Raw genomic sequence first — 23,236 nt, 5'->3', positions numbered from 1 at the left:
GAGGTGGGGACCCGGGCTCCGGACTTGCCCGTTTTATCCCGACGTGCGGGCGCTCGGGACCGTGATTGCCCGGACGGGCCGCGCCGAATGTCGGCTGAGCCGGCACAGTGGTAGGGGGAACGCTCCGGTTCCCCACGCCGTTATAGGCAGCAGAAGACCGAGGGGACGAGAGGAGGAGCGCATGACATATGACCGGCTCGTGTGCGCGAACTGCGCCGCACCCGTCAGCCAGGGCCGCTGCCCGGTGTGCCGGGCGAACCGGGAGCGCCTCCAGCAGGAGGGCCCCTTCTCCGGCCTGAACCCCGTGACACTCATCGCGCTCATGGTGGTCCTCGTGACAGCTCTGGTACTGGTGGCCCAGCACACCGCCTAGACCGCCCGGCCGTGGTGCCCGCGGCCCCCGTGCCACGTACCGATCACACACGCGAGAAGGGCCCGGACACGAGGTGTCCGGGCCCTTCCGCGGGTGTCGCGGGTTACGCGGTCTGCTCCTGCTGCTTGCGCCAGCGGATTCCGGCCTCCAGGAAGCCGTCGATCTCGCCGTCGAGCACGGCCTGCGGGTTGCCGACCTCGAACTCCGTCCGCAGGTCCTTGACCATCTGGTACGGGTGCAGGACGTAGGAGCGCATCTGGTTGCCCCAGGAGCTGCCGCCGTCCTTGAGGGCGTCCATCTTGTCCTTCTCCTCCTGGCGGCGCCGCTCGAGCAGCTTGGCCTGGAGGACGTTCATCGCGCTGGCCTTGTTCTGGATCTGCGAGCGCTCGTTCTGGCAGGAGACCACGATGCCGGTCGGCAGGTGCGTGATGCGCACGGCCGAGTCGGTGGTGTTGACGCCCTGGCCGCCGGGGCCGGAGGCGCGGTACACGTCGACGCGCAGCTCGGCCTCGTCGATCTCGACGTGGTCGCTGGTCTCGACGACCGGGAGCACCTCGACGCCCGCGAAGGAGGTCTGGCGGCGGCCCTGGTTGTCGAAGGGCGAGATCCGCACGAGGCGGTGGGTGCCCTGCTCGACGGAGAGCGTTCCGTAGGCGTACGGGGCCTTGACGACGAAGGTGGTCGACTTGATGCCGGCCTCTTCCGCGTACGAGGTCTCGTAGATCTCGGTCGAGTAGCCGTGCCGCTCGGCCCAGCGCAGGTACATGCGCTGGAGGCGCTCGGCGAAGTCGGAGGCGTCGACGCCGCCGGCCTCGGCGCGGATGTTGACCAGGGCCTCGCGCTCGGCGTACTCGCCGGAGAGCAGGGTCCGGACCTCCATCTCGTCCAGCGCCTTGCGGACGGACACGAGCTCGGCCTCGGCCTCGGCCAGGGTCTCCTCGTCGTCCATCTCCTGGGCGAGGTCGAAGAGCACCGCGAGGTCGTCGATGCGCCCCCGCAGGGTCTCGGTCTTCCGGACCTCCGCCTGGAGGTGCGAAAGCTTGCTCGTGATCTTCTGGGCGGCCTCCGGGTCGTCCCACAGGGACGGCGCGGCGGCCTGCTCCTCGAGCACGGCGATTTCTGCCCTCAGCTTGTCGAGGTCCAGGACGGCCTCGATCGACCCCATGGTCGAGGAGAGGGACTTCAGCTCTTCGGAAACATCGACGACTGCCACGGGTCCAGCGTAGCCGGTCCCCGGAGGACGCCGTCCGGGCAGGCCGAATCACCCGTTCTGATGAGGGATCGCACAGGCGTACGCTCTCCGTATGACCGTACTCCTCGTCAAGCGCCGCCATGTGGACCACATGCGTGTCACGACGACGAGCTGTCCGCCGCCGGACCGAACCCAAGCCTGATCCACCACGATCCGACTTGGTCCTGTACGCGGCTCCCGTGGTCCCGGCACCATCCCCGTCGGAGACCCTCCCCCCGCCCGCGGCCCCCACCACCTCTGGGGAACAGGACCCCGTGACATCCGAAACGGAGCCGTCATGCCGTCCGCGCACACTCTCCCCGTCCTCGACCTCTCCCAGGCCGACGACCCGGCCCAGCGGGCCGACTTCCTGAAGCAGCTGCACGCGGCCGCCAGGGACACCGGTTTCCTGCACCTGACCGGGCACGGCGTCACCGCCGCCGAGAGCGCTCGCATCCTGGAGCTGACCAGGGCCTTCTTCGCCCTCCCGGAAGCCGACCGGCTGGCCGTCAGCAATCTGAACTCCCCGCACTTCCGCGGCTACACCCGGATCGGTCACGAGCTGACCGGCGGCGCCTCCGACTGGCGGGACCAGCTGGACGTGGGCGCGGAACGCCCGGCTCCGGTCGTGGGACCGGACGACCCGGCGTTCCTGTGGCTGGAGGGCCCGAACCAGTGGCCCGCCGCCCTCCCGGAGCTCCGTACCGTGGTCCTCGACTGGCAGTCCCGGCTCGCGGCGGTCGCCCACCGCCTGCTCCAGGAACTCCTCGTGGCGATCGGCGCCCCGGCGGACTTCTTCGACGAGGCCTTCGCGGACCGCCCGCACCTGCACACCAAGCTGATCCGCTACCCCGGGTCGGCCCCCTCCGGCGCCGACCAGGGGGTCGGCGCGCACAAGGACTACGGTTTCCTGACGCTCCTGCTGCAGGACTCGGTGGGCGGCCTCCAGGTGGTCCGCGACGGCGGCTACGTGGACGTACCGCCGATGCCGGGCGCGTTCGTGGTGAACCTGGGAGAGCTGCTGGAGATCGCGACCGAGGGCTACCTGACGGCGACGGACCACCGGGTGGTCAGCCCGCCCGGCGCGGTGGAGCGGTACTCGGTGCCGTTCTTCTACAACCCGCGGCTGGACGCGGTGATCGAGACCGTCCCGGGCGAGTACCTGCGCTCCGCGCCCGGTGTCGCGCACGACGACTCGAACCCGCTGCACGCCCAGTACGGCCGCAACGAGCTGAAGGGCTGGGTCCGCGCCCACCCGGCGGTGGCGCGGCGCTGGCACCCGGAACTGGCCTCGGTGTAACCCGCGGGGGCGGAGCCCCCGGCGGACGGCGCCGCAGAGGCTACGGGTGCAGGGTGCCCGACTGCTTGTTGTCCTGCCGGGGCTCCGGCTCGTCGCCTCCGGAGAGGGCCAGCCAGCCGCCGAGGCCGACCGCCGCCACCAGGGCCACGGCTCCGGCGGACAAGGCCAGCCTCCGCTTGCGCGCGGCCTCCGCGCGGTGGCGGGCCGAGCCGGGGCGGTGGCCGCCCGCCGGCCGCGGCACGCGGGCCGTGCCCAGCGCCCCGCCCGCCAGCTCGTCCGGCCCCGGCACCCGCATCGAGGTGTGGGTGTCCCGGTTGGAGTCGGTCGCGGAGCCCGGCACCAGCGGGACCACGCCCCGCCGCCGGACCGGGTCGGCGGCCGGTTCCTCCGAGGGCTCGGGGTCCGGATCCGCGTCGTCCGGCTCGTCCACGTCCAGCGGCGGCATCCCCGCCAACATCGGGAGGAGGTCCCGCAGCCGGACCGACAGCTCCGAGGCCCGCAGCCGCGAGGCCGGGGCCTTCGCCAGGCACTGCACGACCAGCTGCCACAGCTCGTCGGGGATGCCCGGCAGCGGGACGACCGTCTCCGTCACGTGCCGACGCAGGACGGCGCCCGGGTGCCCCCCGCCGAAGGGGGTGAATCCGGCCAGCAGCTCGTACAGGACCGTGGCCAGGGCGTATATGTCCACCGCGGCCCGCGGGGGCAGCCCCTCGACGATCTCCGGCGCCAGGTAGTCCGGGGTGCCGATGATCCGGGTCGTGGGGGCCGAGGCCCGGCCCGTGGAGGCCCGCCGCGGGGAGTCGATGAGCTTGGCCACGCCGAAGTCGGTCAGCAGCGCCGGGTGCGAGCCGCCGGGGCCGAGCCGGCCCTGCATGTCCAGCAGGACGTTCTCCGGCTTGACGTCCCGGTGGACGACCCCCGCCGCGTGCGCCGCCGCCAACGCGTCGGCCACGTCCGCGACGATCGCCACGGCCGCCTCGGGGGCGAGCCGGCGCTCGCGGTCGAGGCGCGTGCGCAGGTCCGTACCGCGGACGAGGTCCATCACGAGGGCGAGGTCGTTGCCGTCCACGACGAGGTCGCGGACGGACACGACGTGCGGATGCTCCAGGCCGAGCAGCGCGCTGCGCTCCTGGACGAACCGTCCGACGAGTTCCTGGTCGGACGCGAGGTCCTCGCGCAGCAGTTTGACGGCGACGGGCCCGTCAGGCCCCTCGCCCAGCCACACCGTGCCCGCGCTGCCGCGCCCCAGGATCTGGTGCGCGGTGTACCGGCTGCCGATCTTCCGTGCCACGACTGCTCCCTCAGCGGCTGGCGTACGCACCAAAGCTACGCGGCCGGGTGGGCATTGGAGGCCGGCAGGGGGCCGGATTCGCGGCGACCTTCACTTCTGCGAGCGAAATCGTGTCCCAGAAGTCGACAAATCCACGAAGTCGGCGCTACGAGGGTCCGTCTCAGGGCTTCGTGGACCCCCCCGAGCCCGAGGAGCCCGCGGAGTCCCCGATCGTGCTGACCCAGTCGACGGCGTTGGAACCCCAGGTCCAGACCTGGTCCCACCAGCCCCGTCCGGTGCCCACCCACTCCTGGAGCGGGGTCAGCTCCCAGACCAACCAGCCGGCGACGAAGAACACCAGGATCAGCACCAGGCAGCCCTTGAGGCAGCCGAGGCCGGGGATCCGCACCGGGTTGGCGCTGCGGCGGCGCGGCTCACGCGGCTCCCGCGGGGCCGGCCGCTGCTGCGGCGGAGCCTGCGGGGGCTGCTGCTGCGGCTGGCGGTACTGGGGCTGCTGCTGCTGAGGCTGCTGCTGGTACTGCTGGGGCTGGTGCTGCTGCGGCTGGTAGTGCTGCGGCGGAGGCGGCGGCGCGTACTGCTGCTGCGGCGGCTGCTGCTGCGGCTGGCGGTACTGCGGCTGCTGGGGCTGCTGGTACTGCTGCTGCGGGGGCGGCGGGCCCTGCCGGTACTGCTGCTGCTGGGGACGGTGCTGCGGCGGGGGCGGCGCCTGCCGCTGCGGGCGGCGGCGCAGCGGGTCATCGTTCGGGTCGAGGTACTGGATCTGCGTCTGCTCGTTGCGGTCACGGGCGGCCTGCATCTGCGACTGCCACGGGTGCGGCGAGTCGGGCCGCTGCACCGGGGGCATCACCGAGGTCGGGTCGGCCCCGGGACCGGCCGTGCTCGGCAGCACGGAGGTGGCGTCGGCCGCGCCGACCGGCGGCAGGACGCTGGTCATGCCGTTCGGGTCGTACGCGCCCACGGGGGCGCCGGGGGTCTCGGGGACCGGGGCCGGCGAGGGGTCGGGCGCGAGCAGCGCGCCGACGCCGAGCGCGGCCTCGACCTCGGCGGCCGAGGAGTGCACGCCGATGCCGGAGGCCACCACGCGCAGGGCACGGGCCAGGCTCTCGGCGCTGGGGCGCTCGTTGGGCTCCTTGCGCAGGCAGCGCTCGACGACCGTCCACAGCGGCTCGGGCACGGTCGAGGGCCGCTGGGGGTCCTCGCTGAGGTGGCGGTGGAGCACTTCGAGCGCGGTGCCGCCGGCGAACGGCGGGCGGCCGGTGAGCAGCTCGTAGAGCAGGATGCCGGCGCCGTAGATGTCGACGGCGGAGGTCTGCGGGCGGCCCTCGGCGGACTCGGGGGCGACGTAGGCCGGGGTGCCGACGAACTCGTGGGTGCGGGTCAGGCCCGGGGAGTCCGCCAGGCGGGCGATGCCGAAGTCGGTGAGCATCGGCTTCATCTGCCCGCCGCGCTCGTCGAGCAGCACGTTGGCCGGCTTCAGGTCGCGGTGGACCACGCCGTCGGTGTGGCTGGCGGCGAGGGCGTCGGCGATCTGGGCGGTCAGCAAGCTCGCCGCGACGGGCGTGAAGGGGCCGTTCTCGCGGAGGTAGCGGTGCAGGTCCGGGCCGTCGATCAAGTCCATGACCAGGGCCAGCAGATCGCCCTCGACGACGAGGTCGCGGGTGCGCACGATGTTGGGATGGGTCAGGCGCAGCAGGACCGAGCGCTCCCGCAGGAAGCGCATGACGATGTCGGGATCCTGGGCCAGCTCCTCCTTGAGGACCTTGATGGCCACGGTCTCCCCGGGCTGTCCCGCGACGGCCGCCTCCGCGCCGGCGGCCTCCCTCTGGCGGGCACGCCAGACAGTGCCCGTGGCGCCGCGCCCGAGCGGCTCCTCGAGCAGGTATTTGCTGCCGACTGGCCGCACGTCTCGCGCTCCCCTGCTGTCGTCTGAATGTGGTCGATACGCTGATGGGTTTTCCGGCCCACTCTAGGGGCTGTCTCCTCGGAAGACGCCGGTCCCCGGAGGTTGGTTGCCGCACATATGTACGGAGGGTGATGTTTGCGGGGTATGCCGGAGGCGATTTTCCCCGTCTTTCCCCGCCTTGGTGTCCGGATCCGACCGGGGTTCGACCCGGGTCCCGACACATCAAGATCATTTGTTGCCGGGTGCCGGGCGTGTTGTCCGTGACAGGTGCGAGGATGCACACGTACGGACGGCACGGGACGGGAGCCCCGCCTTCCGGGCAGACCTGACCGGACGACGCGTCCGTGCCGGGTGGGGGGCGACCGGACGGTCATGTCACGGGATTCCCCTGCCGGGCGCACACACCGCGCACCGCGCAGAAGGGACCGCTGACGGCGATGCAGATCCGGCTGACCGTCCTCGGGTCGCGCAGCGGCCACCAGGCCGCGACCGCCCCCGCGAGCTGTGACGTCCTCGTCACCGCGCCCGTCGGCACCGCGCTGGCCGCGGTCGCCTCCGGGCTCGCGGCGACCGTCGGCGGACCCGACACCGGGGGCACCGTCGTGCTGTACGCCGGCTCCGAGCGCCTCGACCTCCAGCGGCGGGTGCTGGGCGAGCCGCCGCTCGTGGACGGCGCGGTGCTGGCGCTGCACGGGCCCGTCCCGGACGTGCTGCCGGAGGACGGCCTCGGCGCGGCCCAGCTGCACGTCGTCGCCGGACCCGACGCGGGCGGGGTGCACCTGCTGCACAGCGGTCAGATCATGGTGGGCCGCTCCGCCGACGCCGACGTCCCCCTCGACGACCCCGACGTCTCCCGGCTGCACTGCGCGGTCACGGTGATCCCCGACGGGCGGGTCGCGGTGGCCGACCTGAACTCGACGAACGGCACCACGCTGGACAGCGCCCCGCTGGGCGCCCAGCCCGTCGCCCTGCCCCCGGGGGCGCTGCTGCGGGTCGGCGAGTCCACCCTGCGGCTGGCCCCGGCGGGCACTCCCTCGCTGTCGGTGACCCCGGACCTCCAGGGCCACCTGTCGATCTCCGCCCGGCCCCTCGACCCCGCGGCGCTTCCCGGCCCACCCGCCGGCCCGCCCACCGGTCCCCTCGCCGGGTCGCCCGCCGTGGCGGATCCGGCCGTCGCCGGACCGGCGCCGGACGCACCCGAGATCCCCGACGCGGCGGGCGAAGCCGGGCCGCGGGGCACGACGTCGGAGCCCGGGACCGGCTCCGGGACCGGGCGGCGGAAGGGCCTCGGCGCCTGGGCCCGCAAGTGGGTGCGCGGCGAGGAACCCGCCGAGGCCCCGCCGGAGCCGGTGGCCGCCGCACCCCACCCCGACGATCCCGCCGCGCTGCTGCTGGCCGCGATGGGCCCCACCGAGCGCCTGTGGTCCCGTACGCCCGGGCATCCCGCCGCACTGGAGGTGGGGCTCGGCGCCGGGAGCCGGGTGTCCCTGCCCGCCGTCGGCTCCCTCGGGCTGGCCGGCCCGCGGCCCCGGCTGGCCGGGGCCGCCCGCTGGGTGGTCGCGCAGCTGGCGGCACTGCACGCGCCGGGGCAGTTGGAGATCGTGCTCGTCTCCGCCGACCGGGCGCGCGGCCTCGCCGACCGGCGGCGCGACTGGGGCTGGCTCGGCTGGCTGCCCCACGTCCGGCCGGCGCACGGCCAGGACTGCCGGCTCCTGCTCGCCTACGACCGCGACCAGGCCGTCGCCCGTACGGGTGAGCTGACCCGGCGCCTCGACGAGGGTCCGCTCGGCGTGCACTGGAACGCCGCCGACGCCGGACAGGTCCGGCGGGCCGCCGCCGTCTACGAGGGCCCGTACACGCTCGTCGTCCTCGACGGCGATCCCGGGGCCGGCCCGCTGCGCGACATCACCGGCCGGCTCGCCTCGCACGGCCCGGCCGCCGGGATCCACGTGCTCGTGCTCGCCGAGGCCCCGGCCGCCACCCCCGCCTCGCCCGTCGAGGAGACGTACGAAGCCGCCTGCGCGGTCTCCCCCGCCTTCCGGGACTGCGGCGCGGTCGCCCTGCTCAGCGGCGATGTGGCCACGGCCGTACGCACCTTCACGGTCAGCGGCGGCAGACCGGTCCCCTCGGGCGGCACCGCCACCGCCGACGCCGTCTCCACCGCCTGGGCCGAACGCTTCGCCCGCGCCCTGGCCCCGCTGCGCACCGCCGAGGGCGGCTCCGCCGAGCCGTACCGGACGACCACCGCCACCCTGCCCGCCACCGCACGGCTGCTGGACGAGCTGGGGCTGGCCCGGGCCACCCCGGCCTCTCTCATGGCCCGTTGGGCCGCCGCCACCGATCAGGGGCAGGGCGTGGGAGGCCTCGCCGAGATCGTGCTGGGCAGCGGACGTCGTGGGCCCGTGGGCACCGAGCTCGTCCACGACGGCCCGCACCTGCTCATCGAGGGGCCCGCCGGCAGCGGGCGGACCGAGCTGCTGCGCTCGGTGGCCGCGTCGCTGTCCGCGGCCGCCCGGCCCGACCGCCTCGGGCTGCTCCTCCTCGACGGGGCCGGCGGCGAGCGCGGCGACGGGCTGCTGCCCTGCACCGAGCTCCCGCACGTCAGCGCCCACCTGGTCGCCGCCGATCCGGTGCGCATGCGGGAGTTCGCGCAGGCGCTCGGCGCGGAGCTCAAGCGCCGCTCCGAACTGCTGGAGGAGTCGTCCTTCGCCGAGTGGCACGCGCAGCGCGAGGTGTCCGACCGGATGGTCGCGCCGCGCCGGCCCACCCCGGGCGAGCAGCGCGGCGACCTCGACCCCCAGCGCACCGGCACCCTGCGGCTGCGGGCCTCGACGACCCGTACGGATCCGCCCGGCCCCAGCCCGCTGCCCCGCCTGGTGGTGCTCGTGGACGACCTCGACGCGCTGGTCGCGCCGGGGCTGGGCAGTACGGGCCGCCCCGCCGCCGGCTCGGTGGTCCGGGCGCTGGAGGCGGTGGCCCGCGAGGGCGCCCGCCTCGGCGTGCACCTGGTGGCCACCAGCGCCCGCCCGGACCGTACGGCGGGCAGCGGGCCGGGCCGGCTGGCCACCCTGCGCGTGGAACTCGAAGCCCCCGACCAGCCGGGACCGGGCCGCGGCCTGCTCCGTTTCGGCGACGGCCGGACGGTCCCGTTCCAGGCGGGCCGGGTCACGGGCCGGATCCCCCGGACGGCGACCCAGCGACCGACCGTGGTCCCGGTGGAGTGGGAGCGGATGGGTGATCCGCCGGCCCGCCGCCCGGTACGTGAGCTGGGCAACGGGCCCACCGACCTCGCGTTGCTGGCCAGCGCCCTGGACCGGGCCTCGCACCTGGTCTCGGCGATACCCGTGCTGTTCCCGCCCGCGCCCTGACGCACGGCCGCGCCCCCGCGAGGCGGTATTGCGGGGGCGCACGGCTCGGCGTAGACCTTGTGGTCCAGGACACATCACGGGCATCGGGGGCAGAGCCATGCGCAGGCACGGAACGAGCCGTACGACACTCACCTGGACGGCGCTCGCCGCGGCGGCCGCCCTCGCCCTCTCCGGGTGCGGGGACGGCGGGACGCAGGAGCCGCAAGGTCCCGAGGGCAGCACGGCCGCCCCCCGGGTGCAGTTACCGAAACTGCCCGGCGAGAAGCTGGAGGTCGCCGCGGTCTGGACGGGCCCGGAGCAGGAGAACTTCACCAAGGTCCTGAAGGAGTTCGAGAAGCGGACGGGTGCCTCCGTCACCTTCGTCCCGGCCCAGGACCCGATCGTCACCTTCCTCGGCACGAAGATCGCGGGCGGCGCGCCGCCGGACGTGGCGCTGCTCCCGCAGGTCGGGGCACTGACGGCGGCGGTGGAGAACAAATGGGCGCAGCCGCTGGGCCCGGAGGCCGCCGCGCAGCTCGACGCGAACTACTCGAAGGGCTGGAAGCAGCTCGGCGCCGTCGGGGGCACCCAGTACGGCGTGTACTACAAGGCCGCCAACAAGTCGCTGATCTGGTACAACGCCAAGGCGTTCGAGGCGGCGGGGGTCAAGCCCCCGAAGACCTGGAAGGAACTGATCGCCGCGGCCGACACGCTGTCCGCCTCCGGCACCCCGGCCGTCTCGGTGGCGGGCGCGGACGGCTGGACCCTCACCGACTGGTTCGAGAACATCTACCTCTCCCAGGCCGGGCCGGAGAAGTACGACCAGTTGGCCAAGCATCAGATCAAGTGGACGGACGACAGCGTCAAGCAGGCGCTGACCACGCTCGGCGAACTGTTCGGCCGCAAGGACTTCCTGGCGGGCGGGCCGAGCGGGGCGCTGGCCACCGAGTTCCCGAAGTCGGTGACGCAGACCTTCACCGGTGGCGACCGTCCGGCGGCCGCGATGGTCTTCGAGGGCGACTTCGTGGCGGTCAACATCGCGCAGACGGAGGCGAAGGTCGGCGAGGACGCCCTCGTCTTCCCCTTCCCCTCGGTCGGCGACAAGGCTCCGGTGGTCTCGGGCGGCGATGTGGCGGTCGCGCTGAAGCCGTCGAAGGGGGCGCAGGCGCTGCTGACCTTCCTGGCCTCGGCGGACGCGGCGGAGATCCACGCCCGGCAGGGCGGTTTCGTCTCCCCGAACAGGGCGGTGGATCCGGCCGCCTATCCGAACGCCATCCAGCGGGACATCGCCAAGGCGCTGATCGCCGCCGGTGACGACTTCCGCTTCGACATGTCGGACCAGGCTCCGGCGGCCTTCGGCGGGACCCCGGGCGCGGGTGAGTGGAAGGCGCTCCAGGACTTCCTGGCGAACCCGTCGGACGTGGCGGGGACCCAGGCGAAACTGGAGGCGGACGCGGCCAAGGCCTACGGGAACTGATCCCGTGCCGGCCCCTGCCGCTGCCCCCGCTCCCGATCCGGCTCCTGCTCCTGCTCCTGCTCCTGCTCCGGCTCCTGCTCCGGCCGCCAAGGGCGTCGTGTCCGCGGAGGCCCGGCGCCGTCGGCTGATCGCGGCGGCGTTCCTCCTCCCGGCCCTCGTCCTGCTGGGTGCGCTCGTCGTGCACCCGATCGGCTACTCCCTCTATCGCAGCTTCTTCGACCGCTCCGGTGACACCTTCGTCGGCGGTGACAACTACCGGGAGATCCTGAGCGACGACACGATCCGTACCGCCCTCAAGAACACCGCGCTGTGGGTGGTGTTCGCCCCGGCCACGGCCACCGCCCTCGGTCTCATCTTCGCGGTGCTCACCGAACGGGTGCGCTGGGGGACGGCGTTCAAGCTGCTGGTGTTCATGCCGATGGCGATCTCGATGTTGGCCGCGGGCATCATCTTCCGGCTGGTCTACGACCACGATCCCGACCGCGGGGTCGCCAACGCGGTCTGGGTCGGGGTCCACGACACCTTCGCGGAGTCCTCGGCCTTCCCCAAGGCCCGTCCGGGCCGGGACTCGCCGCTCGCGGACGCCGGCGGGGGCGCCTTCATCACCCGCGACCCGGTCCGCGCGGGGACACCGGTGCTGCTCCCGCTGGTCGGCGTGGCCCCGGAGGCACTGCCGGACGGCACCCGTACCGCGGGCGGCGCCGAGGCCGTGCCGGGGAAGGTCACCGGCACCGTCTGGCAGGACTTCACCCGGGGTGGGGGCGGGACGACGAACGTGGTCGATCCGACCGAGCAGGGCTTCGCCGGGATGCGGATCGAGGCGGTGAAGGACGGCCGGGTGGTCGACACGGCGACGGCCGGCACCGACGGCACCTTCACCCTGTCGGCGAAGGCGGACGGGGCGCTGCTGCGGCTGCCCGCGGTCAACTTCCGAGAGGCGTACGGCGGGGTGCAGTGGCTCGGCCCGGCGCTCGTCACCCCGGCGGTCATCGGGGCGTACGTATGGATGTGGGCCGGTTTCGCGATGGTGCTGATCGGCGCCGGGCTGGCCGCCGTTCCGCGTGAGCTGCTGGAGGCGGCGCGCGTGGACGGGGCGAACGAGTGGCAGGTGTTCCGGCGGATCACCGTCCCGCTGCTGGCGCCCGTCCTGGCGGTCGTGCTCGTCACCCTCGTCATCAACGTCATGAAGATCTTCGACCTGGTCTTCGTGATCGCGCCGGGCGCGGTCCAGGACGACGCGAACGTGTTGGCGCTCCAGCTGTACCGGACCTCCTTCGGCACGGACGCCGATCCGGGGCTGGGCAGCGCCATCGCCGTGCTCCTGCTGGTGCTGGTGATCCCGGTGATGCTCGTGAATATCCGCCGGCTGCGCAAGGAGGGGACCCGATGAGCGGTACCGACGCGACGCCGGACCCCACGGCGGCCGAACCCGCGTACGCCGGGCCTTCGCGCGCGGGGTCCTCGCACACCGGATCCCCGTCCGCGGCCCTCACCTCCACCGGGCCCTCGTACGCCGCCCGGGCCTCCGCCAGGCTCGCCGGGGGAGCCCTGCGCGTCTTCCTGGTCGTCGCGGCGGTCTTCTGGCTGCTGCCCACCCTCGGGCTGCTGCTGTCCTCGTTCCTCTCCCCCACCGACCTCAACGACGGCGGCTGGTGGCAGGTCCTGACGGCGCCCTCGCGGCTGACGGTCGACAACTACGAGCGGCTGCTGGCGAACGACACCATCACCGGCTCCCTCCTCAGCACCTTCGCGATCGCCGTGCCGGCCACCCTGCTGGTGGTGACGCTGGGCGCGTTCGCCGGATACGCCTTCGCCTGGCTGGAGTTCCCCGGCCGGGACTGGCTGTTCCTCCTCGTCGTCGGACTGCTCGTCGTCCCCGTACAGGTGGCGCTGATCCCGGTCTCCGAACTCTTCGGCTCCATCGGGCTGTTCGAGACCACGGCGGGCGTGGTCCTCTTCCACACCGCTTTCGGGCTGCCCTTCGCCGTGTTTCTGCTGCGCAACTTCTTCGCGGAGATCCCGCGCGAGCTGCTGGAGGCGGCCCGCCTCGACGGAGCGGGTGAACTACGACTGTTCGCCCGGGTGGTGCTGCCGCTCGGTGGTCCGGCGATCGCCTCGCTCGGCATCTTCCAGTTCCTGTGGGTGTGGAACGACATGCTGGTGGCGCTGGTGTTCGCGGACTCGGCCCACCCACCGGTCACGGTCGCGCTCCAGCAACAGGTACGGCAGTTCGGGAACAACATCGACGTGCTCGCGCCCGGCGCGTTCCTGTCGATGGTCGTCCCGCTCGTCGTCTTCTTCGCGTTCCAACGGCAGTTCGTCTCGGGGGTGATGGCCGGGGCGATCAAGTGACGCCGCTCTCCGTCGCCCGCCCTCCGCACCCGCCGTGCCCGTGCCGCGACGTGCCGTGCCGCGACGTGGGCCGTTGACGCTGCGTAACCCGAATGCCGCACAGCGCGTAACCCGATCGCCACACCAGGGGTTCCTGGGCCATATGCCCGCGCCGACCCCTGGATGTGCCGTGCCCCGGTTCAGCGTCATCGTGCCCGCGTACAAGGTCCAGGCCTACCTCCAGGAGAGTCTGGACTCGGTCCTGGGGCAGTCGTACCCGGATCTGGAGCTGATCGCGGTCGACGACGCCTCCCCGGACGCCTCCGGTTCGATCATCGACGAGTACGCGGCCCGTGACCCCCGGGTGACGGCCGTCCACCTGGCGCACAACCTGGGGCCGGGACCGGCCCGCAACGCGGGCCTGGCGCGGGCGAGCGGCGACTACCTGATCTTCCTCGACGGCGACGACACCCTCGCCCCCGGCGCCTTGCAGGCCATCACCGACCGGCTGAAGGCCACCGGCTCCCCCGACGTCCTGGTCTACGACTACGCGCGCACCTTCTGGTCCGGCGAACTCGTGCGCGACCGCCTCTCCCACCGGCTGTCCGAGGAGGGCCCGGCCAGCTTCCGGCTCGCCGACCGCCCCGCCCTGCTCGGCATGCTGCTGGTGGTCTGGAACAAGGCCTACCGCCGCGAGTACGTGGAACGCGAGGGCTTCGCGTTCCCGCCCGGTCTCTACGAGGACACCCCCTGGACCTACCCGGCCCTGCTGGCCGCGGAGTCCGTCGGCGTCCTGGACCGGGTCTGCGTCCACCACCGTCAGCGGCGCACCGGCTCGGTCCTGACCACCACCAGCCGCCGCCACCTCGACGTTTTCGACCAGTACGACCGGGTCTTCGGCTACCTCGCCGGCCGCCCCGAGCTGGAACGCTGGCGCCCCGCCGTGCACCGCCGGATGGCCGAGCACTTCTGCGCCCTGTACGCCGACCCGCGCCGCCTCCCGCGCGCCGCCCGGCCCGAGTTCTTCGCCCGGGCCTGTGCCCTGCTGCGTCGCCACCACGTCCCCGGCGGCAGCGGCGCCCTGCCACTGTCCCGGTCCCGGACCGACCGGATCCGCCACACCCTGATGCGGTGGGGCACCCGGCGCACCTACCGACTGCTGTCGGTGCTGCGCGGCGCCGGACAGGCCCTGGGTCGCGCGACCGCGGTCCTGGGCCGGGGACTGCGCGAGACGGCCCTGCGCCTGCACTACCGGACCCAGCGGCTCCTCCCGCTGCGCCCGGAGCTCGCGGTCTTCTCCGCGTACTGGCACGGCGGCTACGCCTGCAACCCGGCCGCGATCGAGGCCACCCTGCGGGAGCTCGCGCCGCGGATGCGCACGGCGTGGATCTGCGGCCCGGAGCACGCTTCGACGCTGCCCCGCGAAACGACGGCGCTGCGCCCGGGCTCGGCGGCGTACTGGACCGCCCTCGCCAGGGCCGGCTACCTGGTCACGAACGTCAACTTCGACCGCGCCCTGGTCAAGCGCCCGGGGCAGATCCTCGTCCAGACCCAGCACGGCACCCCGCTCAAGCGCGTGGGCCTCGACCTCCAGGACCGGCCGGCGGCCACGCCGACGACGGACTTCGCGGGCCTACTGCGCGGCGCCGACCAGTGGGACTACCTGCTCTCCTCCAACCGGCACTCCACCCTGGTCTGGGAGAAGGCCGTCCCGTCCTCCTACACGACGCTGGAGTACGGCTATCCGCGCAACGACGTCTTCCACCGGGCGGGCCCGGCCGAGGTGCTGGAGCTGCGCGAACGCCTGGGCATCCCGGCGGGCTCGACGGCCGTCCTGTACGCGCCCACGCACCGCGACTACCGGCGCAGCCGGCCGGACCACCTGGACTTCGAGCGGGTGCTGCGGGACCTGGGCCCCCGGTTCACGATCCTGGCCCGCACCCACCTCACGTACGCGGACGTCCCGCCCTCCCCGGACACCCACCCGCGGCTGATCGACGTCTCCTCATACCCGTCGGTGGAGGAGCTCTGCCTGGCCTCGGACGCGCTGGTGACGGACTACTCGTCCCTGATGTTCGACTACGCGGTGCTGGACCGGCCGATCGTGATCCACGCGGACGACTGGGAGGCGTACGAGGCGGCCCGGGGCACCTACTTCGACCTGCGGTCGTGCCCGCCGGGCGCGATCGCCCGGACCGAGGACGAGCTGGTGGACATCTTCGGCACGGGCCACTGGCAGGGTTCGCGGTCCGCGCAGCTGCGGGCGGCGTTCCGCGCGCGCTTCTGCTCGCACGACGACGGGCACGCGGCGGAGCGCGTGGTGCGCCGGGTCTTCCTCGGGCAGACGGCCCCGATCCCGGCGGTCATCCCCCTGGAGGACCGCCGCCCGACCCCCGCGGCGCCCGCACCGACGCCGGCCCTGACGCCGGTCCGGCCCTAGAGCGCCTCCGCGCTCGCCTTCAGGCCCGCCACCACCTGGTGGGCCAGGACGTCGAGGTGGCCGCCCGTCACCGCGTCCCGGACGACGACCTGGCGCCAGTAGAGCGGGCCGATCAGCAGGTCCAGGGCGTGGGCCGGGTCGATGCCGGCCGGGAGTTCACCGCGGGCGACCGCGTCCGAGACGATGCCCTCCGCCATACGGCGCTGCCCGTCGAGCAGTGCGCCGCGCACCGCTTCGGCGATCTCCGGGTTGCGCGCCGCCTCCACCAGCAGGTCGGGGATCACCGCTGAGGCCACCGGGTGCCGCAGCACGTGTGACATGACCTCCAGCAGGGCCCGTACGTCCCCGTAGAGCGATCCCGTCGCGGGTACCGGCAGGCCGTCCACCGCGAAGGCTCCCACCAGGTCCAGCACCAGGTGCAGCTTCGACTTCCACCGCCGGTAGACCGCGGTCTTGCCGACCCCTGCCCGGCGGGCGATGCCCTCGATGGACATCTTCGAGAAACCGACCGCGGCCAGCTCCTCCACCACCGCGTCGCGGATCGCCTCGGTCACGTCCGCGCGCAGGACGGCGGCCCCGGCGGGAGCTCTACGGGCGGGGGCGGAAGGGGCGGCGGGGTCCGGGGTCATGCACAGAGCATAACCGCGCCCCCGTCACAACGATACGGTTGCGTTCCGACGAGTCACGCCCTAACCTCGCCGTAGCGACGATACGGACCCGTCCCGACCTCGGCAGTGACGTACTGACCCCGTCGAAAGCGAACCCTGTGACCACCGCGACCGCACCCAAGACCGAGCCCGCGCCGCCCTCCGCGGACCTCGCGCGACTCGCCGCCGCCCACGGCCTCACCCTCAGCGGCGCCCGCCCCACGCTCCCCCGCTACATCGCGGAACTCTGGGACCGCCGCCACTTCGTGACCGCGTACGCGACCGCCCGCATGCAGGCCACGTACAGCACGGCCAAGCTCGGCCAGCTCTGGCACCTGGTGACCCCGCTGCTCAACGCGGCCGTCTACTACTTCATCTTCGGCATCGTGATGAAGGCCAGCCACGGCGTGCCGGACTACGTCCCCTTCCTGATCACCGGCATCTTCGTCTGGGACTTCATCGGCAGCTCCATCAACGCCGGCACCCGCTCCGTGCACAGCAACCGCGGCCTGGTGCGCGCCCTGCACTTCCCGCGCGCCAGCCTGCCCATCTCCACCGTCGTCCAGCTCTTCCAGCAGCTGCTCGTCACCATGGGCGCCCTGGTCGTCCTGCTGCTGGCCTTCGGGCAGCGGCCCGCGTGGTCCTGGTTCCTGGCCGTCCCGGCCCTCCTCCTGATGGCCGTCTTCGCCGCCGGGTGCGCGATGGTCATGGCGCGCATCGGCAGCAAGAGCCCGGACGTCAGCCAGCTGATGCCCTTCGTCCTGCGCACCTGGATGTACTCCTCGGGCGTCATGTGGTCCATCGACCAGATGCTCGCGTCGGACCACCTGCCGCACCACTGGGTCCTCACGCTGCTCAAGCTCAACCCCGCGGCCGTCTACATCGACCTCATGCGCTTCGCGTTGATCGACAGCTTCCAGGCCCACTCGCTGCCGCCCCACGCGTGGGCGCTGGCCATCGGCTGGGCCCTGCTCGCCGGTGTCGGCGGCTTCATCTGGTTCTGGAAGGCAGAAGAGGAGTACGGCCGTGGCTGACACCGCGACGCACACCGACACCCGGGTACCGACCGTCATCGCCGACGGGGTCCACGTCATCTACAAGGTCCACGGCGCCGGCGCCCGCAAGGGCGGGGCCACCGCGGCGCTCAGCCGGGTCTTCTCCCGCAAGCAGCCGGCGGGCGTCAAGGAGGTGCACGCCGTCAAGGGCGTCACCTTCACCGCGTACAAGGGCGAGGCCATCGGCCTCATCGGATCCAACGGCTCGGGCAAGTCCACCCTGCTGGCCGCCATCGCCGGCCTCCAGCCGGTGACCCACGGCCGCATCTACTCGCACGGCCAACCGTCCCTGCTCGGCGTGAACGCCGCCCTGATGAACGACCTGACCGGCGAGCGCAACGTCGTCCTCGGCGGCCTCGCGATGGGCATGTCCAAGCAGCAGATCCGCGAGCGCTACCAGGAGATCGTCGACTTCTCGGGCATCAACGAGAGGAACGACTTCATCTCCCTGCCCATGCGGACGTACTCCTCCGGCATGGGGGCCCGGCTGCGCTTCTCCATCGCCGCCGCCAAGGACCACGACGTCCTGATGATCGACGAGGCCCTGGCCACCGGCGACGCCGCCTTCCAGCGCCGCAGCCAGGCCCGCATCGAGGAACTGCGCGAGCGCGCGGGCACCGTCTTCCTCGTCAGCCACGGCATCAACACGGTCCGCGAGACCTGCGACCGCGCGATCTGGCTGGAAGCCGGCGTCCTGCGCATGGACGGCCCCTCGGCCGAGGTCTGCGCCGCCTACGAGGCCTTCACCTCGGGCCACTGACCTTCCCTGCGCTCCGCACGCACCCGCGCCCCCGGAACCACCGACGGGCCGGGCCCGGGACCACCAAGGTCCCGGGCCCGGCCCGTTCCGTTCCTACGACCCCGCGATCAGCTGTGCACGCGCAACAGCGACCGCATCGTCCGCATCGCCACCGACAGGTTCGCCAGGTCGAAGTCGTCCGACCCCTGGATCTCGTCCAGAGTCGTCCGCGCCCGCCCGATGATCGCCGCGTTCTTCTCCTCCCACGCCTTGAAGCGCTCCTCGGGAGTCGACGTGCCGTCGCCCACCGACAGCACGTCCGCCGTCAGGGCCGCGTGCGCAGCGAAGAGGTCCTCGCGGATGGAGGCACGGGCCATCGACTGCCAACGGTCGGACCGCGGCAGCTCGATGATCCGGTCCATCAGCTGGGTGATGGCCAGGCGGTCGGCGAGGTCGTAGTACACCTCGGCGACCTCCAGCGGGTCCGCACCCGTGCGGTCCGCGATCGCGACGATGTCCAGCGCCGGGAAGGCGGAGGAGAAGCCGGCCACCTTGGCGGCCAGTTCCTCCGGGACGCCCTCGCCCGTCAGCTCGTCCACGATCGACTGGTACCACTCCAGGTCGGCGCCGCGCACCAGCTTCGGCAGCTCGGCCCAGACCTGGCCCACGCGCTCCTGGAAGAAGCCGATGGTCTCGGTGATCTGGAGCGGCTGCGGCCGGTTGTTCAGCAGCCAGCGGGTACCGCGCTCGACCAGGCGCCGCGAGTGCAGCCGCACCCGGGTCTGGACGTCGGCGGCGACCTTGTTGTCGAGCGCCTCCACCGCGTCCCACACATCGGCCAGGCCGAAGATCTCGCGGGCCGCGAGCTGCGCGCGGACGATCTCCTCCGTGGAGGCCCCGCTCTCCTCGCGCAGACGGTGCAGGAAGGTCGAGCCACCCGTGTTGACGGTGTCGTTGACCAGGAGGGTGGTGATGATCTCCCGGCGCAGCGCGTGCGCGTCGATCTGCTCCGTGAGCCGCTCGGCCAGCGCGGCCGGGAAGTACGCGAAGAGCAGCCGGCGCAGGTACGGGTCGTCCGGCAGCTCGGTGGCGATCAGCTCGTCCGCCACCGTGATCTTGGTGTACGCGAACAGGACGGCCAGTTCCGGCTGGGTCAGGCCCTTGCCGCTGTTCATCAGCTCGCGGATCTGCCGGTCGGTGGGCAGGAACTCCAGCGCCCGGTCGAGACGTCCGTCGCGCTCCAGGCGGCGCATGTAGCGCTGCTGGGCGTGCAGCAGGCTGGGGGCCTGCGCGGAGCCGTTGGCGAGCGCGATGTTCTGCGCGTAGTTGTTGCGCAGCACCAGCCGGCCGACCTCGTCGGTCATCTGGGCGAGCAGCTTGTTGCGCTGCTTGACGGTCATGTCGCCGTCCGTGACGACCGCGTTGAGCAGGATCTTGATGTTCACCTCGTGGTCGGAGGTGTCCACGCCCGCGCTGTTGTCGATGGCGTCGGTGTTGACCTTGCCGCCCTCGCCGCCCGCACCGGTGCGGGCGAACTCGATCCGGCCGAGCTGGGTCAGACCCAGGTTGCCGCCCTCGCCGATGACCTTGGCCCGCACGTCGGAGCCGTTGACGCGGATGGCGTCGTTGGCCTTGTCGCCGACGTCCGCGTGCGTCTCGGCGGTGGCCTTGACGTACGTACCGATGCCGCCGTTCCACAGCAGGTCCACCGGGGACTGCAGGATCGCCTTCATCAGGTCGGCCGGGGTCATCTTGGTGACGCCCGCCTCGATACCGAGGGCCTCACGGACCTGCGCGGTGATCGGGACGGCCTTCGCGGTACGCGGGTGGATGCCACCGCCCGCCGAGATCAGCGAGGTGTCGTAGTCGGCCCACGAAGAGCGCGGCAGCTCGAACAGGCGCCGGCGCTCCGCGTAGGAGGTGGCCGCGTCCGGGTGCGGGTCGATGAAGATGTGCCGGTGGTCGAAGGCCGCGACCAGGCGGATGTGCTCGGAGAGCAGCATGCCGTTGCCGAACACGTCGCCGGACATGTCACCGACGCCGACGACGGTGAAGTCCTCGGTCTGGGTGTCGTGGCCCAGCTCGCGGAAGTGCCGCTTGACGGACTCCCACGCGCCGCGGGCCGTGATGCCCATGCCCTTGTGGTCGTAGCCGGCCGAGCCGCCCGAGGCGAAGGCGTCGCCGAGCCAGAAGCCGTAGGACTCGGCCACTCCGTTGGCGATGTCGGAGAAGGTCGCGGTGCCCTTGTCGGCGGCGACGACGAGGTAGGTGTCGTCCTCGTCGTGGCGGACCACGCCCTTGGGGGGCAGGACCTCGCCGGCGACCATGTTGTCGGTGATGTCGAGCAGCGCCGAGATGAAGATCTTGTACGAGGCGATGCCCTCGGCGAGCCAGGCGTCACGGTCCACCGACGGGTCGGGGAGGTTCTTCGCGACGAAGCCGCCCTTGGCGCCGACCGGCACGATCACGGTGTTCTTGACCATCTGCGCCTTGACCAGGCCGAGGATCTCCGTACGGAAGTCCTCGCGGCGGTCGGACCAGCGCAGGCCGCCTCGGGCGACCTTGCCGAAGCGCAGGTGGACGCCCTCGACGCGCGGGGAGTACACCCAGATCTCGAAGGCCGGACGCGGGGCCGGCAGGTCCGGGATGGCCTGCGGGTCGAACTTCATCGACACGTACGAGTGCTGCTCGCCCACGCCGTTGAGCTGGAAGAAGTTCGTGCGCAGCGTGGCCTTGATGAGGGTGAGGAAGGCCCGCAGGATGCGGTCCTCGTCGAGGGAGGCGACCTGGTCCAGGGCCCCGTCGAGCTCCTCCAGCATGGCGTCCACGAGCTCGCTGCCGGCGGTCTGGCGCACGGGCGCCATCCGGGCCTCGAAGAGCGAGACCAGCAGCCGGGTGGTGTGGACGTTGTTGCGGAGGGTGTCCTCCATGTAGTCCTGGCTGAAGGTGGAGCCGGCCTGGCGCAGGTACTTGGCGTACGCGCGCAGGACGACGGCCTGTCGCCAGGTGAGCCCGGCGCTCAGCACCAGGGCGTTGAAGTTGTCGTTCTCCGCGTCGCCCTGCCAGACCGCCGCGAAGGCGTCCTGGAAGCGCTCGCGGGCGTCGTCGCCGAGGTAGTTGTCCCCGTTGCCGGAGACGGGCATCCGCAGACCGAAGTCGTAGATCCAGGCGCTGACCCGGTCGGAGCGGCGCAGCTCGTACGGACGCTCGTCGGTGACCTCGACGCCCAGGCGCTGCAGCACGGGCAGGACCGCGGAGAGCGAGACCTGGTCGCCGGTCCGGAAGATCTTGAACCGGCGCTCGCCGGGGCCCGCGCCGACGGGCTCGTAGAGCGAGAGCGCGAACTGGCGGTCGCTGGCGGCGAGCCGCTCCAGGTGGACCAGGTCGGCGACGGCCGCGCGCGGCGAGTGGTCGGCCTTGTAGCCCTCGGTGAAGGAGGTGCCGTAGCGGCGCAGCAGCTCGGCGGCGCGCTCCTCGCCGCACTCGGCGATCAGCGCTTCCTGGAAGCCGTCGGCCCAGGAGCGGGCGGCCTCGACCAGACGGCCCTCGATGCGCTCGACGTCGGAGTCGGTCAGCGCGGGCAGCTCGGTGCCCTGCGGGACGCGGACCACGAAGTGGATGCGGGAGAGGATCGACTCGGTGTTCCAGGCGGTGAAGTCGACGCTGATGCCGCCGAGCTCCTCGCGCAGGATGTCCATCAGGCGCAGCCGGACGCCGGTGGTGAACCGGTCGCGGGGCAGGTAGACGAGTGCCGAGTAGTAGCGGCCGTACTCGTCCTGGCGCAGGTACAGCCGCAGCCGGCGGCGTTCCTGGAGGTACAGGACGGAGGTGACGATGGCCTGGAGCTGGTCGACCGGGGTCTGGAACAGCTCGTCGCGCGGGTACGTCTCCAGGATCTGCAGCAGGTCGCGGCCGTCGTGGCTGCTCGGCGCGAAGCCGGCGCCGTCGAGGACCTCGACGACCTTGCGGCGGATGACCGGGACGCGGCGCACGGACTCGGTGTACGCGGCGGAGGAGAACAGGCCGAGGAAGCGGCGCTCGCCGACGACGTTGCCGTCGGCGTCGAACTTCTTGACGCCCACGTAGTCGAGGTACGAGGGGCGGTGCACGGTGGAGCGGCTGTTGGCCTTGGTCAGCACCAGCAGGCGGTGCTCACGGGCCTTGGCGCGGGCGTCGGCCGGCAGCCGGTTGAAGGACGGCGAGACCGGGTGGCCGTCGTCCTTGCCGCTGTGGTGCGGGTCGGAGCGCAGGATGCCGAGTCCGGTGCCGGGCACGGCGGACAGGGAGTCGCCGTCGACGAGGTTGTACTCGCGGTAGCCGAGGAAGGTGAAGTGGTCGTCGGCGAGCCAGCGCAGCAGCTCACGGGCCTCTTCGAGCTCGTACTCGCGAAGGTCGGGGGCGGTGGGCTCCTCGGGCAGGCCCTCGGCGATGCGCAGCGCGGCGTCGCGCATCTTCTCCCAGTCCTCGACGGACTCCCTTACGTCGGACAGGACGCGCAGCAGGTCGGCGTTGATCTGCTTGAGGTCGGCGCGGTCGGTCTCGCGGTCGATCTCGACGTGGATCCAGGACTCGACGAGGGAGTCGTGGGGGCGCGCCGTGCGCGGGCCGTGGGCGTCGCAGTCGGGACCGAGGATCTCGATCAGCTTGCCGGTGACGTCACGGCGCACGACGACCTGCGGGTGGATCACGACGTGGATGCCGCGGCCCTGGCGGGACAGCTCGTTCGTCACGGAGTCCACGAGGAAGGGCATGTCGTCGGTGACGACCTCGACGACGGAGTGGCTGGAGGTCCAGCCGTTCTCCTCCACGGTGGGCGTGTGCACGCGCACGTTGGCGGTGCCCTGCGGCCGGTTCTCGGCGAGCCGGTAGTGCGAGAGCGCGGCTCCGAACACATCGACCGGGTCGCGGTCCGCGAGGTCCTCGGGCGCCGTGTGCAGGTAGTAGCGCTGGAGGTAGGAGAGCACCGTGTCCTGATCTGGACGGCCTCCCCGCTCGGACCCAGTCGGAAGTAGCCCCCCGGCCGGGCTGTGCTCAGCTACCCGGGCCGCCCGTGCGAGCAGCTCGGCCTTTGCTTCGTCCAGCTTGGTCTGCATGTCCTCTGG

Annotated in this window: 14 protein-coding genes; 9 read left to right on the top strand and 5 right to left on the bottom strand. The window is 72.6% G+C overall.

Annotated features, from left to right (window positions below):
- Positions 1-181: 181 nt before the first annotated feature.
- On the top strand, positions 182-373 hold the full coding sequence (locus ACGFYY_RS29175; protein WP_030724207.1) for a hypothetical protein: 192 nt from the start codon (positions 182-184) through the stop codon (positions 371-373).
- A gap of 103 nt (positions 374-476) precedes the next feature.
- Here ACGFYY_RS29175 and prfB read toward each other — a convergent pair whose 3' ends face one another.
- A complete protein-coding gene (prfB, locus tag ACGFYY_RS29170) occupies positions 477-1,586 on the bottom strand; it encodes a peptide chain release factor 2 (RefSeq protein ID WP_365268987.1) in 1,110 nt (369 codons plus the stop codon).
- 316 nt (positions 1,587-1,902) lie between these two features.
- Between prfB and ACGFYY_RS29165 the strand changes: the two genes are divergently transcribed.
- A complete protein-coding gene (locus ACGFYY_RS29165; RefSeq protein ID WP_393713880.1) occupies positions 1,903-2,904 on the top strand; it encodes an isopenicillin N synthase family dioxygenase in 1,002 nt (333 codons plus the stop codon).
- A 40-nt stretch (positions 2,905-2,944) separates the two neighbouring features.
- Here the strand turns inward: ACGFYY_RS29165 and ACGFYY_RS29160 are convergent, their stop codons facing one another.
- A complete protein-coding gene (locus ACGFYY_RS29160) occupies positions 2,945-4,195 on the bottom strand; it encodes a serine/threonine-protein kinase (RefSeq protein WP_393713878.1) in 1,251 nt (416 codons plus the stop codon).
- Between the two features lie 160 nt (positions 4,196-4,355).
- A complete protein-coding gene (locus ACGFYY_RS29155) occupies positions 4,356-6,098 on the bottom strand; it encodes a protein kinase (RefSeq protein ID WP_393713876.1) in 1,743 nt (580 codons plus the stop codon).
- Positions 6,099-6,535: 437 nt separating this feature from the next.
- On the opposite strand from ACGFYY_RS29155, the gene ACGFYY_RS29150 reads away from it, so the two are divergent.
- The 5 genes from ACGFYY_RS29150 (at position 6,536) to ACGFYY_RS29130 (ending at position 15,693) form a co-directional block, all read left to right on the top strand.
- Positions 6,536-9,466 carry an FtsK/SpoIIIE domain-containing protein gene (locus tag ACGFYY_RS29150; RefSeq protein WP_393713874.1) on the top strand — a complete coding sequence of 977 codons (2,931 nt, stop codon included), beginning with the start codon at positions 6,536-6,538 and terminating at the stop codon, positions 9,464-9,466.
- Between the two features lie 97 nt (positions 9,467-9,563).
- Complete coding sequence (locus ACGFYY_RS29145) at positions 9,564-10,922, top strand: ABC transporter substrate-binding protein (RefSeq protein ID WP_393713872.1); 1,359 nt, start codon at positions 9,564-9,566, stop codon at positions 10,920-10,922.
- A 97-nt stretch (positions 10,923-11,019) separates the two neighbouring features.
- Positions 11,020-12,312 (top strand): carbohydrate ABC transporter permease, encoded by a 1,293-nt coding sequence (locus tag ACGFYY_RS29140; RefSeq protein WP_393713870.1) that lies wholly within the window; start codon positions 11,020-11,022, stop codon positions 12,310-12,312.
- A complete protein-coding gene (locus tag ACGFYY_RS29135; protein ID WP_393713868.1) occupies positions 12,309-13,274 on the top strand; it encodes a carbohydrate ABC transporter permease in 966 nt (321 codons plus the stop codon). Before ACGFYY_RS29140 ends, ACGFYY_RS29135 begins: the two co-directional genes overlap by 4 nt.
- 169 nt (positions 13,275-13,443) lie before the next feature.
- On the top strand, positions 13,444-15,693 hold the full coding sequence (locus ACGFYY_RS29130; protein ID WP_393713866.1) for a CDP-glycerol glycerophosphotransferase family protein: 2,250 nt from the start codon (positions 13,444-13,446) through the stop codon (positions 15,691-15,693).
- Here ACGFYY_RS29130 and ACGFYY_RS29125 read toward each other — a convergent pair.
- Positions 15,690-16,322 carry a TetR/AcrR family transcriptional regulator gene (locus ACGFYY_RS29125; RefSeq protein ID WP_365268967.1) on the bottom strand — a complete coding sequence of 211 codons (633 nt, stop codon included), beginning with the start codon at positions 16,320-16,322 and terminating at the stop codon, positions 15,690-15,692. The genes ACGFYY_RS29130 and ACGFYY_RS29125 overlap by 4 nt on opposite strands.
- A gap of 137 nt (positions 16,323-16,459) precedes the next feature.
- Between ACGFYY_RS29125 and ACGFYY_RS29120 the strand changes: the two genes are divergently transcribed.
- A complete protein-coding gene (locus ACGFYY_RS29120) occupies positions 16,460-17,374 on the top strand; it encodes an ABC transporter permease (RefSeq protein WP_393713863.1) in 915 nt (304 codons plus the stop codon).
- Positions 17,367-18,155, top strand: a complete 789-nt coding sequence (locus tag ACGFYY_RS29115) for an ABC transporter ATP-binding protein (protein ID WP_365268962.1) — start codon at positions 17,367-17,369, stop codon at positions 18,153-18,155. The genes ACGFYY_RS29120 and ACGFYY_RS29115 overlap by 8 nt, the downstream gene beginning before the upstream one ends.
- Positions 18,156-18,262: 107 nt before the next feature.
- Here the strand turns inward: ACGFYY_RS29115 and ACGFYY_RS29110 are convergent, their stop codons facing one another.
- Entirely contained in the window at positions 18,263-23,227 is a 4,965-nt protein-coding gene (locus ACGFYY_RS29110; protein ID WP_365268959.1) for an NAD-glutamate dehydrogenase, read from the bottom strand.
- Positions 23,228-23,236: the final 9 nt, after the last annotated feature.

It is taken from the genome of Streptomyces sp. NPDC048331, from assembly GCF_043201215.1.
In the GTDB taxonomy this organism is placed as follows: Bacteria; Actinomycetota; Actinomycetes; order Streptomycetales; family Streptomycetaceae; genus Streptomyces.
The sequence above is the reverse complement of the archived record's forward strand: the minus strand, read 5'-3'. Positions and strand labels throughout refer to the sequence as shown.